This is a genomic window from Undibacterium sp. CCC3.4, assembly GCF_034347425.1.
Taxonomy (GTDB): Bacteria; Pseudomonadota; Gammaproteobacteria; order Burkholderiales; family Burkholderiaceae_D; genus Undibacterium.
In genome coordinates this window covers 1,961,749-1,975,627 of sequence record NZ_CP133779.1, presented here as the reverse complement: position 1 = coordinate 1,975,627, position 13,879 = coordinate 1,961,749, and the positions used below count along the sequence as shown (strand labels likewise).

Annotated in this window: 11 protein-coding genes; 6 read left to right on the top strand and 5 right to left on the bottom strand. The window is 55.4% G+C overall.

Annotation, left to right across the window (positions count from 1 at the left end; translation table 11 throughout):
• Positions 1-57 precede the first annotated feature (57 nt).
• Positions 58-1,383: an IS4 family transposase gene (locus RHM61_RS09010; protein WP_322251044.1), complete on the top strand. Its 1,326-nt coding sequence runs from the start codon at positions 58-60 to the stop codon at positions 1,381-1,383.
• Positions 1,384-1,499: 116 nt separating this feature from the next.
• Here RHM61_RS09010 and RHM61_RS09005 read toward each other — a convergent pair whose 3' ends face one another.
• Positions 1,500-1,772 carry a hypothetical protein gene (locus RHM61_RS09005; RefSeq protein ID WP_322250781.1) on the bottom strand — a complete coding sequence of 91 codons (273 nt, stop codon included), beginning with the start codon at positions 1,770-1,772 and terminating at the stop codon, positions 1,500-1,502.
• Between the two features lie 153 nt (positions 1,773-1,925).
• Here RHM61_RS09005 and RHM61_RS09000 point away from each other — a divergent pair, with 153 nt between their 5' ends.
• Genes RHM61_RS09000 through RHM61_RS08990 form a run of 3 tightly spaced genes read left to right on the top strand, consistent with a single transcriptional unit; the run spans position 1,926 to position 3,222 of the window.
• Positions 1,926-2,225 (top strand): hypothetical protein, encoded by a 300-nt coding sequence (locus RHM61_RS09000; RefSeq protein ID WP_322250780.1) that lies wholly within the window; start codon positions 1,926-1,928, stop codon positions 2,223-2,225.
• Positions 2,226-2,249: 24 nt separating this feature from the next.
• Complete coding sequence (locus RHM61_RS08995; RefSeq protein ID WP_322250779.1) at positions 2,250-2,669, top strand: type II toxin-antitoxin system RelE/ParE family toxin; 420 nt, start codon at positions 2,250-2,252, stop codon at positions 2,667-2,669.
• A 10-nt stretch (positions 2,670-2,679) separates the two neighbouring features.
• On the top strand, positions 2,680-3,222 hold the full coding sequence (locus RHM61_RS08990) for an XRE family transcriptional regulator (protein WP_322250778.1): 543 nt from the start codon (positions 2,680-2,682) through the stop codon (positions 3,220-3,222).
• Between the two features lie 152 nt (positions 3,223-3,374).
• Here the strand turns inward: RHM61_RS08990 and RHM61_RS08985 are convergent, their stop codons facing one another.
• On the bottom strand, positions 3,375-3,977 hold the full coding sequence (locus tag RHM61_RS08985) for a lytic transglycosylase domain-containing protein (protein ID WP_322250777.1): 603 nt from the start codon (positions 3,975-3,977) through the stop codon (positions 3,375-3,377).
• Complete coding sequence (locus RHM61_RS08980; protein ID WP_322250776.1) at positions 3,964-5,700, bottom strand: proline--tRNA ligase; 1,737 nt, start codon at positions 5,698-5,700, stop codon at positions 3,964-3,966. The genes RHM61_RS08985 and RHM61_RS08980 overlap by 14 nt, the downstream gene beginning before the upstream one ends.
• A 213-nt stretch (positions 5,701-5,913) precedes the next feature.
• On the opposite strand from RHM61_RS08980, the gene RHM61_RS08975 reads away from it, so the two are divergent.
• Both RHM61_RS08975 and RHM61_RS08970 read left to right on the top strand, forming a co-directional pair.
• A complete protein-coding gene (locus tag RHM61_RS08975; RefSeq protein WP_322250775.1) occupies positions 5,914-6,489 on the top strand; it encodes an RNA pyrophosphohydrolase in 576 nt (191 codons plus the stop codon).
• A complete protein-coding gene (locus tag RHM61_RS08970) occupies positions 6,489-7,016 on the top strand; it encodes a CNP1-like family protein (RefSeq protein ID WP_322250774.1) in 528 nt (175 codons plus the stop codon). The genes RHM61_RS08975 and RHM61_RS08970 overlap by 1 nt, the downstream gene beginning before the upstream one ends.
• Positions 7,017-7,032: 16 nt before the next feature.
• On the opposite strand, the gene proB is transcribed toward RHM61_RS08970, so the two are convergent.
• On the bottom strand, positions 7,033-8,151 hold the full coding sequence (gene proB, locus RHM61_RS08965) for a glutamate 5-kinase (protein ID WP_322250773.1): 1,119 nt from the start codon (positions 8,149-8,151) through the stop codon (positions 7,033-7,035).
• Between the two features lie 500 nt (positions 8,152-8,651).
• The gene (locus RHM61_RS08960; protein ID WP_322250772.1) at positions 8,652-13,619 is read right to left on the bottom strand and encodes an Ig-like domain-containing protein; all 4,968 of its coding nucleotides are present in this window, start codon (positions 13,617-13,619) and stop codon (positions 8,652-8,654) included.
• Between the last annotated feature and the right edge of the window lie 260 nt (positions 13,620-13,879).

The window sequence follows — 13,879 nt, the reverse complement described above, 5'->3', positions numbered from 1 at the left end:
ACGGCATTTTTATTTAGTGGTTGTAAACGTTACGGCATGCTGTTAACCTTCGTCGCAATGTTCGACGATACCCTTCATTTCCTGGCAAACCACCTTGAGTCACCCGACTGGCGGCGACTTGGCGAGCATTTGCCTATCGAGTGGATCGAACAGGCCGTGAAGCGCACCGATGCAACCAGCATTCGCCATCGGCGGCTGCCGGCCGAACAAGTGGTTTGGCTAATGGTGGCGTTGGCGCTGTATCGCCACAAGTCCATCGGCGAAGTATTGGATGATCTCGGATTGGCGGTGCCGGATTCGCAAACGCCTTTTGTCAGTAAGAGTGCGGCGGCACAGGCGCGCCAGCGCCTTGGTTCCGAACCGCTGAAGTGGCTGTTCGATCACTCCGCCCGTCACTGGAGCGGCCAGGATCGCCGCGCCTATCTATTTAAAGGGCTGCAACTGTTTGCTATGGACGGCACCACGTTGCGCACCCATGACAACGTCGAGAACCGGAGCCATTTCGGCGCCCAACTTTACGCCAGCGGTGCTCTCGCCAGCTATCCGCAAGTACGCGGCGTGACACTGACCGCTTTGCCGACGCATATCGTTCACAGTGCCGCGTTCGGCCCTTACGGCACCAATGAGATGTTGTACGCAAAGCAGTTGATCGCTGATGTGCCCAATGAATCGCTTACCGTCTTCGATCGCGGCTTTCTGTCTGCGGAAATCCTGTGTGCTTTGACGCAGCACGGCACGGATCGCCACTTTATTATTCCCGCCAAATCAAATACCCGATGGGAACTGATCGAGGGCGATGAGAACGATTGCATCGTCCGGATGCGGGTGTCGCCGCAGGCCCGTGCCAAGTGCCCCGAGTTGGCAGAATTCTGGGAGGCGCGTGCCATCACCGTTGTCGATCAGCAGGCGCGAAAACGCGTTCTACTGACCTCGTTGCGTGAGCGCCGCCGCTACAAGCCCGTCGATATCGCCAACTGTTACGAGCGTCGTTGGGGCATCGAGACGAGCTACCGCGAACTCAAGCAAACAATGCTGGGCACAGCGCTGACCCTGCGCTCGAAAACAACAGACGGCGTCTATCAGGAAATCTGGGGCACTCTGATTGCCTACAACCTGATCCGCCTGGAGATCGCCAAGGCGGCCTTGACGGTCAAGTGCGAGCCCACTGAAGTGAGCTTTATCCGGGCATTCCACTTGATCCAGTTCGAGCTGCATTGGGCTGCCGTCACCAGATCCTATGGCAAGCTGCCCGCTTCGATGAAGCATCTACGCGAAAGGCTGGTTAGCCTCCTCAATGACGAACGGCCCGATCGTCAATACGACCGGGCCGTCAAGGCTAGACCAAACCGCTATGCCGTTCGTATTGTGCGAAAAACTGCTTAACTGAACGGCATTACCGCATCGCGCGGGCATTTTTGTTTCTGTTCATCAAAAATCTGACTAGGGTTTGAAACCCCGGCCTTCAGAGGCTGTCGCAAAAGGGTTTTCAGTCTGCATCATTACCCCAGCCGCCCGTAACGTCGTTCCTGCGCGCTTTTGGCAGGAATCCAGCGGCGTTCGTGGTTAACTGAAAATGCCAGAAGTTGTGGAATTTTCAGTGTAAAAAACGACACTAGGTTCCCGCCAAAAGCACGCGGGAATGACGAGGTATACGGTGTTTCAGGTGTAAAAAAGCGTCCATCAGGCTTTTGCGACAGCCTCTTTTGGCCGGTGAGCGACGAAGGAGCGACGCGATGGGAGGGGATGCAAACCCCTTCCAGAGTCTTTTCCATCGTCGCTTGCGACGATCCATTAACTTGTTAGGGGGAGAATTTGAAAAATCCCCCTAAAAATTGGCAAAAAATTTGGCAATCGAAGCGCCAAAACCTCCAACAACTTAATGGATCGTCGCCAGCGCGCTGATCATTACCCACAAGTTAGGTCGATTGCGCATCCACCCAGCCGCCCAATTCGTCATTGCCGCGCAGGCGGCAATCCAGTGGCGCGTACGCGCCTTTTATATCTGTGCTACTCAGGCGCAGCAGGGCGTGTTAATTTCACAGAAAAAAGTGCCCTTGATCGACGCGCCCACCCTGAAGGCACTAAGGTGCCACTGGATTCTCGCCTACGCGAGAATGACGAGGCGAGAGCAAGGGGGAATGACAGCACACTTTGCGAATTTTCCGGCAAAGTGTCGGCACGACAAGGTCGCCTATGAGCTGCATGGCATCAAAAAATCAGCTTGACATGATATCATACGGAGATGATAATTGACTCAATCTAAGAAGTGGAAAGTGTCTTTCCACGACGAATTTGATCCCGAATTCGATGCTTTCTCACAAGATGTTCAAGATGAATTGCTTGCCGCTGCTGCCGCCGTGCGAGAGCTAGGGCCAGCCGCTGATCGGCCCCACGTTGGAACCTTAGACAACCCCAGGCACCCCAATATGAAAGAGCTTCGTTTCAAGGCAAACAACGGCGCGGAAATTTGGCGGGCAGCCTTTGCCTTCGATCCTGATCGTGAAGCGATCATCTTGGTGGCAGCCGATAAGCAGGGCATCGATGAAGACAAGTTCTACAAAGACCTATTAAAAAAAGCCAACAAACGTTTCGATCAGCACCTGACGGACATAAAAGCTGCCAAGACTGTCAAGCCTACGAAGGCCAAAAGCGCCAAAGGAAAGAAATAGAAGAATAGCCATGGGCAGAAACCTAGACGACATCATCAAAAACCTGACAACTGATCGCCAGGCGAAAATTGCAGCTCTTTCCCAGACAAAAGTTGAAGAGATGATCGCGCACGCCGGCACGCTTACCGACTTCCGCAAAGCTGTGGGAAAAACCCAGGCCGAGGTGGCGAAAGAGCTGGGCATCAAACAGAACGCAGTTTCGCAACTCGAAAAGCGCTCTGACACCTACGTCTCCACGCTGCGCCGATTCTTGAAATCGCTTGGGATGACGCTCGAACTGTCGGTGGTAGATAGAAACGGCACCCGTATCGACCTTCCGAATTTTCTCCCGTGGCAAGAGGCCAATTCGGCTGCCAATGATTCCGAAGCGTTCGCCGTTGTTGCCAAAGCGCCTACCCGGAAGCTCGCAGCAAAGGCAGTTTCTGTCCGCAAGGTCAGTGCCAAGGGCGCCCTTGCCAAGAGGGTAGTTGTCTCCGCCAAGGCTGCATCAGGCGCAACCAAGAAGCAAGCTACCGTCTCGCCCAAGCATGCTGGTGGCTTGCAGAAAAAATGATGTTAAAGGGGCGCGGCCAACACGTGCAGCTTCATCGCTGGCGTTGGCCGCCCTTCCTGCCTTCCCATGAAAAGCGGGTCCGGCGATCTTAATCTGCAGGAAAAGACTACGGCACTGGAAGAGACCAAACCGGCAGCATACGGCAAGTCACCTTACTGCTTGAATTCCCAATGCTTCCAATTCGCCAGCACCGCATTCGGGTATTCGGGTTTCCCGCGGCTACCGTTATACCGGCCCAAAGCCAAATACAGGTCACCCTTTTCCATATTCAGATACATGCGCAGAATAGCGCAGCCGTAGCGCAGATTGGTTTGCATGTCGAACAGCTTTTTGGCGTCACCGTCGCCGATCACGCGCGACCAAAACGGCATCACCTGCATATACCCACGCGCACCAACTACCGAAGTAGCGTATTTACGAAAGGCCGACTCGACCTGCATGAGCCCCATCACCAAGGCCGGATCGAGCCCGGCGCGGCGCGATTCATACCAAATCACGCTCAGTAATTCGATGCGGGTTTGGTAGTCCGGCAGGCGCCGCTTGAGGCGCGTCGACATTTCAGCGAGCCAGTTGAGGTAACGAATCCGCTCGTCAAAATCTTTGAATACCGGCTGGGGCGGACGCGGATCGGAAATGGCCTTGGCCAGCGCCAATCGCACCGAATCGGCCATCGCTTCTTCGATCTGATTCCCCGCCTGTGCACTGCCGGCCAGCAGCAGCGCACAGACAGCCAGCAATTGCTTAAGCAGCCGCAAGCTTGGCCTGCACAAACGTCAACATGTCGGCCACGGCGACGTTGGTCGCGGCAGCGTCACGCCGACCGATGTACTCGAGATTACCGTCTTTGAGACCGCGCTCACCGATGACGATACGATGCGGTACACCGATCAATTCCCAATCAGCGAACATGGCACCAGGACGCTCACCACGGTCATCGAGAATAACATCGACACCGGCGGCCAACAAACCGGTGTACAGGGTTTCAGCAGCTTCCTTGACCGCCTCGCTGCGATCCATGCCCAAGGGGCACAGCACCACTTCGAACGGGGCGATGGCAGTCGGCCAAATAATGCCTTTGGCATCGTAATTCTGTTCGATCGCAGCACCCAGAATACGCGTCACACCGATGCCGTAACAACCCATTTGCAGCAATTGCGGCTTGCCGTTTTCATCGAGGAAGCTGGCTTTCATGTCTTGTGAATAACGTGTACCGAGTTGAAACACATGGCCGACTTCGATACCGCGCTGTATCGCCAGCACCCCCAAGCCATCGGGCGAAGGATCACCGGCGACGACATTGCGAATATCAGCGACCAATGCTTCCGGCAAATCACGCCCCCAGTTGACACCGGTAAAATGGAAATCGGCTTGATTGGCACCGCACACGAAATCAGCCATATTCGCCACCGTACGGTCGGCTACTACCTGCACCGGTTTGACGGTATGGATAGGACCGAGGTAGCCCGGTGGCGTACCGAACCATTCGATGATTTCGGCTTCGGTAGAGAAACGATAATTGGCCAAGCCGGGAATTTTATTGGCTTTGACTTCATTGAGTTCATGGTCACCGCGCAGCAGCAGCAGCCACACTTGTTTCTTGGCTTCGTCGAAGTCTTCCGACTCCACCGTCAACACGATCGATTTCACCGTAGTTTCCAGCGGAATGGCCAGCAGCTCAGCGACTTGTTCGCACTTCGCCTTACCCGGCGTCGCCACTTGCTGCAACTGCGCTTGCGCAGCCGGACGCACGGCAGCTAAGGCGATCGCTTCGGCCGCTTCCATATTGGCAGCGTAATCGGAGCTAGGGCAATACACCAAAGCGTCTTCGCCGGTTTCAGCGATGACGTGAAATTCATGCGAACCGGAACCGCCGATGGCACCGTTATCGGCCGCCACCGCCCGGAATTGCAAGCCGAAGCGTTGGAAGATGCGGGTATAGGCGTCAAACATTAATTGATACGACTGCTTCATGGCGGCCACATCGCGATCGAAAGAATACGCATCCTTCATGGTGAACTCGCGTCCACGCATGAGACCGAAGCGCGGCCGACGTTCATCGCGGAACTTGGTTTGGATATGGTAAAAGTTCACCGGCAGTTGGCGATACGAGCGTATATCGGAACGCACGACGTCGGTAATCGCTTCTTCTGAGGTAGGCTGAATGATGTAATCGCGGCCATGGCGATCTTTGACGCGCATCAGTTCCGGCCCCATTTTGTCCCAGCGGCCGGTTTCTTGCCATAATTCGGCCGGCTGCACCACCGGCATGAGCATCTCAATCGCACCGGCGCGGTTCATTTCTTCGCGCACAATGTTTTCTACTTTTCGTATCACTCGCAAGCCCATCGGCATGTAATTGTAAATGCCGGAACCGAGCCGCTTGATCATCCCAGCGCGCATCATCAGTTGGTGGCTGACGACTTCGGCATCGGCAGGGGCTTCTTTAAGTGTAGAAATAAAAAATCGGGTAGCTCGCATGACAGTGATTCTTTTTAAATGGAAGGTTATAATCAACCCAATTTTAAAGGATTAGCTGGCGAATGCGCCCACTCTTTGCATATTTGATCAAGAAAACCCATTTTGTTCGCCCGACTGGCTGCTACCCGCTGAAAATCGGGCCGCCTTTTTGAGGTATGGCTGGTCAATTGCAAGAAGAAAGCATTCAGCCACAGAAAGTTTGTGAGGTTGCACATGCTAGATCGTGAAGGCTTTCGCCCTAACGTAGGCATAATTTTGCTTAACGCTAACAATCAAGTCTGGTGGGGAAAGCGCGTGCGCGAGCATTCGTGGCAATTTCCACAAGGCGGGATTAAATACGGCGAGTCTCCTGAACAGGCTATGTTTCGCGAGTTGGAAGAAGAAACCGGCCTGTTGCCTGAGCATGTCAAAATTATCGGCCGCACCCGTGATTGGCTCCGTTATGAGGTGCCCGATCATTTTATCAAACGTGAAATTCGTGGGCATTACCGCGGGCAAAAACAAATTTGGTTTTTATTGCGTATGACCGGTCGCGATTGCGACGTCAACCTGCGTGCCAGTAATCATCCCGAGTTCGATGCTTGGCGCTGGCATGAGTACTGGGTGCCACTTGATGTCGTCATTGAATTCAAGCGCGGCGTGTACCAACTCGCCTTACAGGAATTGTCACGCTACATACACCGGAATGATACCGTCCCCGGTCTGCGCACGCGCGTAATCCGCCCGAACAACCAAGCGGCAAGCGATGTCAGCCTGCCCCCTACCATTGACCCGGAAGAAGAGAAATAATGAAACTGTTTTCCCTCCCCTCGGCCAGCGCGACCGGTCTGCTGTGTGCCGGTTTACTGCTCGGTTTGGGCGCGCTGCTGCCGGCGCAAGCGAGTGACACTGAAGACGAAACCAGCAAGGAATGGCAAGAAGCGCCGCTGCAGTTGCCGGCCACGCCGAAACCAGACAATCTGATCGAGTTCTATCGCAGCGCCAGCCAACTGTTTGCCATCGATGGCAGCTCCATCAGCATCGCCGCCGATAACAGCATCCGTTACACCTTAGTCGCCACCAGTGGCACTGGCGTGAAAAATATCAGCTATGAAGCGATCCGCTGCGACAGCTATATCCGCAAGCTCTACGCCTTCGGTCGACCCGACGGCAGCTGGTCGCCATCGCGGCGCAATGAATGGGATCGCATTTCGACCAACGGCACCAACTTGCCACAGCACGTGCTATATACCGACTTCTTCTGCGAGGGGAACACCATCGCCGGCAAAGTACCGCTGCTGCTGCGTCGCTTTGAAGCGGCACGCTTGCGGCGCTAAGTAATTCTTAGCGTACTTACAGCAAAACCAAATTATCGCGGTGGATCAGCTCCGGCTCTTCGACAAAACCGAGAATCGCCGCGATCTCGCCCGAGGGCTTGCGCATGATGCGGCGCGCATCGGTGCTGGAATAATTCGACAAGCCACGCGCTACCGGGCGCTCGTTTTTATCCAGACAGGTCACTACCGCGCCGCGGCTGAATTGGCCGCGCACTTCCGCCACCCCGACCGGCAGCAGTGATTTCCCTTCTTCGCTGAGTTTTTGCACGGCACCGTCATCAAGCACCAACTGGCCGGTGGTTTGCAAATGATCGGCCATCCATTGTTTACGCGCCGCCCGCGGTGCCATTTGTGATAGCAATTGGGTGCCGATCGCTTCGCCACTTGCCAATCGGACCAGCGCATTATCTTCACGGCCCCAGGCAATCACGGTGTGCGCACCGGAACTGGCGGCGCGCTTGGCAGCTAAAATTTTGGTCAACATACCACCACTGCCGAAGCTGGTACCGGCCCCACCGGCCATCGCTTCAAGCGCGACATCGCCGGCGCGCGCTTCGTGGATGAATTCGGCATCGGCATGACGGCGCGGATCGGCCGTATATAAGCCGCGCTGATCGGTCAGAATGATGAGGGCATCGGCTTCGAGTAAATTGGCTACCAAGGCCCCGAGCGTATCGTTATCACCGAATTTGATTTCATCGGTCACCACGGTATCATTTTCATTAATGATAGGAACGATGCCGAAACCTAGCAAGGTTCGCAAGGTCGCGCGTGCGTTGAGATAGCGTTCGCGGTCGGCCAAGTCGGCGTGTGTCAGCAGAATTTGCGCGGTACCGATTTGATGGGCTCGAAAACTGCTCTCGTAAATCTGTGCCAGCCCCATCTGACCAACGGCGGCACAGGCTTGCAATTCATGAATCGCGCTCGGGCGCTGCTCAAAACCCAAGCGCTGCCGGCCCTCAGCAATGGCACCGGAACTGACCAAGACCACTTCTTTTCCCATCACCCGCAAAGTGGCGATTTGCGCCGCCCATTTGGCAATGGCCGCCTGATCAAGCCCGCGGCCATCATTGGTGACCAGAGAAGAACCGACTTTGATAACCAGTCGCTTGGCTTGCTGGATGACAGAATGCATGAGAAGACGCCCACTTTACGAAGAAGAAATGAGCTTAAAATTATACTTTATCTTGGCGTTGCGTAAATATTCTGAATTAAATTTAGATTTTCTGGGATTTCATCAAAAATCTGACTAGGGTTTGAAACCCCGGCCTTCAGAGGCTGTCGCAAAAGGGTTTTCAGTCGGCATCATTACCCCGACTGGTGGCCACGTCATTCCTGCGCGCTGTTGGCAGGAACCTAGCGGCGTTCGTGGTTAACTACGAATGCCAAAATCATGGCATTTGCGGCGCTGAAAACGACACTGGGTTCCCGCCAAAAGCATGCGGGAATGACGAGGCTGTGGCATGCGGGAATGGCGAGGCTGCGGCATGCGGGAATGGCGCGGTGTGCGGTGTTTCAGGTATAAAAAAGTGTCCTCCAAGCTTTTACGACATTCTTAAATTTCCGCAAAAAAAAGCAGTGGCACCCAATTGGATACCACTGCTGTATCAGCCCAAGGGACGCCCCCGCCCCGGCTTAATCGACCGTCACCTGGAACAGCACCGTACCGCTGTCACCAGGTTTGACTTCACCTTGATATTCAAAACGGATGCTGCCCGTGGCGCCAACAGTCTGCGTAGCTGCACAATCAAGCAAGGCCGCCGGTGCCGGATTGGCTGGCGTTTGCTTGCGGCAGTTACTCAGGCTGGCAGGCGTGGTACCCGCCAACGCACTGACAAAGCTGGTGTAACTGGGCGTGCTGTCGGCGATACTCAAGCTCTTGATCGGCGAACTGCCCTGATTCGTGTAACTGATGCGGTATTCGAGCACATCACCGGACTTGGCTTGATTACTCACGCCGAAAGCACCGTTAGCAGTCACATTGCGCACTTCTTTTTTCAATTCCAGCGCGCTGCTCGACACCGTCGTGATATCGCGTACCTGATAGGTCGCCACCATGCTCGCGCTGGTATTGTCATACAAGAAGCGCGCCAACACCTCAGCAGTATGTTGATGACCATTGAGTGCTGAAGCGGCGATGAATTTTTTCACCACGATACAGATATTGTCACCAGCCTTGGTACTGAGCGGCGTCCCAGCAGGAAACAATACGCTCGCCGATGGCTGCACCTGACCGCTGCAAGTCGGGTCGGCATACACTTGCAGCGGCCACAGGCTGCTCTCCGACGGAATCCCGTCGCTGGTGACCAAGAAACTCAGCTTACCGCTGGTCTGCGCTTTGAAAATATGCGGATAGCTTACCGTCGTTCCCGGCAAGCCAGTACTGGCCCCATCGGCGGCAAACGTATTTTGCCGCACTTCGGCGAAATTCAATTTACTGTAACGACGATCGACGACGATAAAACTGATCTGCTCTTGAGTTGGGAAGCGAGAAAAGGTATACGCGGTACCGGCACTGTTCACCGCTACACCATTACGCAAGGCGGTGCTATCGACCGATGCGCCGGTCGACAAATGCGTGGCTTCCAACTGCTTCTCGACACAGACATTAACGCCACTGACCGTAGAAAATGGCACATTGAGACTGTAATCACCATTGCCATCGCTCTGCACCCGCGCCAATTCGCGTCCGTTGCAATTACTCAGGCTCATCGTCACCCCAGCCACGCCCTCTTCACCGCTATTGAGTATGCCGTTGTTGGCAGCACCGGCGGCCGCCGCATTATCGTTAAACACGCGACCACTGACTTGAAAACCCGAGGAGTTCACAAAGGTACACAGCAGTTTTGCACCGGGCTTAAGTACTTCGGGCGGCAGCGTCAAGGTCGCGCCGCTGAGGCTGCCCACAGGCGTGCTGACGTTGCCGCTGATGGCCGCATTCCTGTCGATGCAACTGGCGCTGACCGGTTCGCTCGGCCAACCGCTGGGCACACTTTCGCTGATGCTGACAGCCGTACCTGCCGTAGCGTTCAGTATGCGTCCGCTGGTTTGGCCGATGCCAGCTACGCTAATGCGCTCGCTGCTGTCCGACAAACCGCTGAGACTGAAAGTAAAGCTATTGTTGCCTACCCCGATCAAGACACTCTTAACGATCTGTACGCTCGGTGCCAACAGGCCGAAGCTATATACGGCAGGGCTAGGATGATACGTACCGATCGTACCGCTCAACACCACCCCGTTGGCCGTGACTTGGGTAGAAAAACTCGTGCCCGCCTTTTTACTACGCGCCTGTACCTTACACTTACCATCGTTGCCAGTGGTGCAACTGCCCAGCGCCCCATACGGAAGGCTACCGAACTGGACTTCCGGCGTACCCGCAAACAGCACATTCATGTTGGCCATCGCCTGACCTGCGCTGTCGGCGATGAAAGCCTCCAATTCATCATAGGCCAGGCCATCGGCTTGGGCTTGATCGCGCAACACTTGCACACCCGATTTACTCGCATCGAAGGCCGGTGCCGCAAATTCATAGGACAAGGGACCCGCATTCCAAGGCACGCCGCTAACCGGATCGTCAATAATGGCCAAGCTGCCAGTACCACCGACGAGGCTAGCTGCAGTCAGTTTTGCGCCGACCACCAAACTGCTGGCCTCGACACGACAACGACCATCACTGCCGGTCGTGCACGTGACTCCGACGCCGACGCTAGGGCGATTACCATTACTGGAAAAGCTCACCCCCGGTGTGGCGGCAAACTGCATCATGGCATTGGCATGCGGCAGCCCGGTCGCACGGTCAACTATATATGCCTCCAACACCACCGTTGCCACGCCATCGGCACTCGCAATACTGCTGCCAACGATCCTTACACCGGCGTTATCGCCGAGGAATGGTGTGATAACCGCACTAAAAGTATACTTGGCCGGGCTGGCCGTATACACGCTGTCCTTACCCAACAACTTCACGCCATTGACACTGACCTCGGTCGTGTAAGTGGCATTGATACGGCTGTAAGCGAGCACACTGCATTCACCGCTGGCATTAGTCCTGCATGTGCCGACGCCGGGCGATGCCGCGCTGCCGAAACGAACATCGGCGGTCCTGGCAAAACTGACATCGACATTCGCCATGCCGTTACCGGCGCTGTCGCCGATAAAGACTTTGAGTTCATTACTCTCCACATTGTCGGCCGCGGCATTGTCGCGCAACACTTGCACGCCTGACTTGCTGGCGTCAAAGAGGGGGGATGAAAACGAATAGCGCAAAGGACCACTGTCCCAAGGACCATCGCTACCCTGCGCCGCAATCGGCCCCATACTGTTATTGGCCGGAATGCTCACTGCCGTCGATTTGAGGCCAACTACCAAACTGCTGGCCTCAACACGACAACGGCCATCCGCAGCGGTGATACAACTTGTGCCCAAACCCAAGCCCGGGCGAACTCCATTACTCGCAAAGCTCACGCCCGGCGTACCGGCAAACTGCACGATGGTGTTGGCAATTGCGGCCCCGCTCACGGCATCTCTGGCAAACCCCTCCAAGACAACCGTTGCTATCCCATCGCCAGCGACAATCTTGGCACCAACAATGCGCACACCAGAATTCACCACACCGATCGGTGCGGTGTTTCTCTTAAATGAATAGCGCGCTGGGCTGGGCGTATAGCCATTGAAGGTGCCGCTCAACAGCGTGCCACCGACGTTGACGACGGTAGTAAAGCGCACACTGTCGCGTAAACTGGTGGCACGCACGCGGCAAGTACCGCTGGCATTGGTTCGGCAGATCGCATCGTTGCCACTGGCAACGCCAACAAATTCGACATCCAGCGTCAGCCCGAAGTTAACATCGACACCGCTGACCGGACGTCCGGCACCGTCACCGATAAAGGCTTCGAGTTCATCATAGGCTGCGCCATCGGCCAGAGCCAAATCGTTGATAACTTTGACGCCCGAACGCCGCGGATCGAAACTGCCCGGTGCGACGAAATTGACATCGATAGGCGCAGACTGGTAATAGTCACTGCCATAGCTATGCGCCATCAGCAGCGGCGAATTGTCTTCGGCCAGCGTGACCGTGACCGGTATCCGGCCCGGTACTAGGCTGGTGATACTGGCGCGACACGACCCCGCGTAGCTGGTTTGGCACGAAGCACTGCCGCCGGCCCAAGTGAAATTAATCCATTTCGATCGATACGCGTCGTTGACCGAGTTACCGCTATAGACATGTACCTCCAGCACGTTTTGCGCGATGCCATCGGCAGCCTGATCATTGGTCACCACACGCACGCCACCATTGATGACGGGCTTGGTGAATTGATAGTTCAAAGGGCTGGCATTCCACGGACCGTCCGGCCCATACATCGGGATGAAGCCTTGATTATTATTGTAAGTCATCAACACAGTGGTGCTTTTCGGGCCGGGCACGGTACTGCGCGCCACGATCCTGCACTTACCGTCGTAATTGGTGTAGCACTGGAAAGCCTGACCAGCTTGCGCCAAGCCCGACCCATCAACACCGCGGAAAGTCACGCCGGGCGTGCCATTGAATTTGACTTCGGCATTCGCTACCGCCAGCCCGGTCGTGGCATCGCGCACATAGCCCTCAAGCGTGACGTAGGCCACCCCATCGGCCGCGGCCGAGCTGCTGTCGACCACGCGCACGCCCGAGACATTGCTGCCACCAGGCGGCGGTGGCGGCGTGATGCCGCCTTGGGTAAATTCAAAATTCATGGTCTGACCGTTCCAAGGTCCATCCCCGCCTATCGCAGGAACTTGGCCATATAACACGTAAACATCAGGCAGCATTTTGGAAGAAGTTCTTCCGGACACGGTACTGACTACCGACACCCGACAACGGCCATCGTAACCGGTGATGCAACGACTGATGCCACCGACAAAAGTGTACGGACCTGGGCTAAAGTTGACACCGGTCACCACCGGTTGGCCGGTATCCGAATTTTTAACAAAGGCTTCCAACATGATCTGAGACTGGCCATCGGCAGGTGCCGTGCTTCTTCCCACGACACGTGCACCGGAGAGGTAAGTAGCCTGTGACGGCGGCGGTGGTGGCGCAACTGAATTTTGTACAATTAAAGTATACGACAAAGGGTTGCCAGAAATACAAGTATTGTATTGCAACTGAACATCCTGACAATCTTGAACTGCGGTATAGGTACCAGGCGTCGAACTCGTCACATCAAAGTCGAACAGACATTCTTGCCCGACCGGAAAATTAACATTGCCCGAAAACCACCAATGATTCCCGGAATAATTAAACGTCATCGGACAATTTGTCACTGGATTGCCATTCCCCGCAATAGACACCCCGTTAGGAAGGTATCCACCATATCGGTATAAAGTATTTCCAGACGTACCAGGATTGCCAGGATGAGCTCTAAATCCCGTGGTATAACGTGAAATTTGGTTGGGCTGTATGACGTTGGGCGTGAACTTCGCCCACGCCGCTCCCACCGCTCCCAACAGCGCCAACGCCAACATCACCTGTGCCAACAGCAGTCGGCTCAACCGCAAATAACGGCCCTGCCATGCCGCCAGTAAGGCGTTCATCCAGACTAAACCCATCCGCTTCATAGTTTTCCTCATTCTCTTCTTCGCTCACAAGTACGCGCCGAACGCGCTGTTTTTACTGTCTGTGTTAAGCCGTCACGGCGCTTTCCACGCGACGTTTTTTTTGCTGCAGCCGGTCGCAGCCGTATTGCCGGCAACCGGTTGGTCTTTCTCAAAACCTTTGGCTTTAATCAAGCTCACCCCCGACCTTGCGGCATGGGCGTGGGCTGGCCGTTATCACACAAGACACAGGCTGGAATCTGCTCTGGCTACGTGATGATGGCGCGGCTGATGCA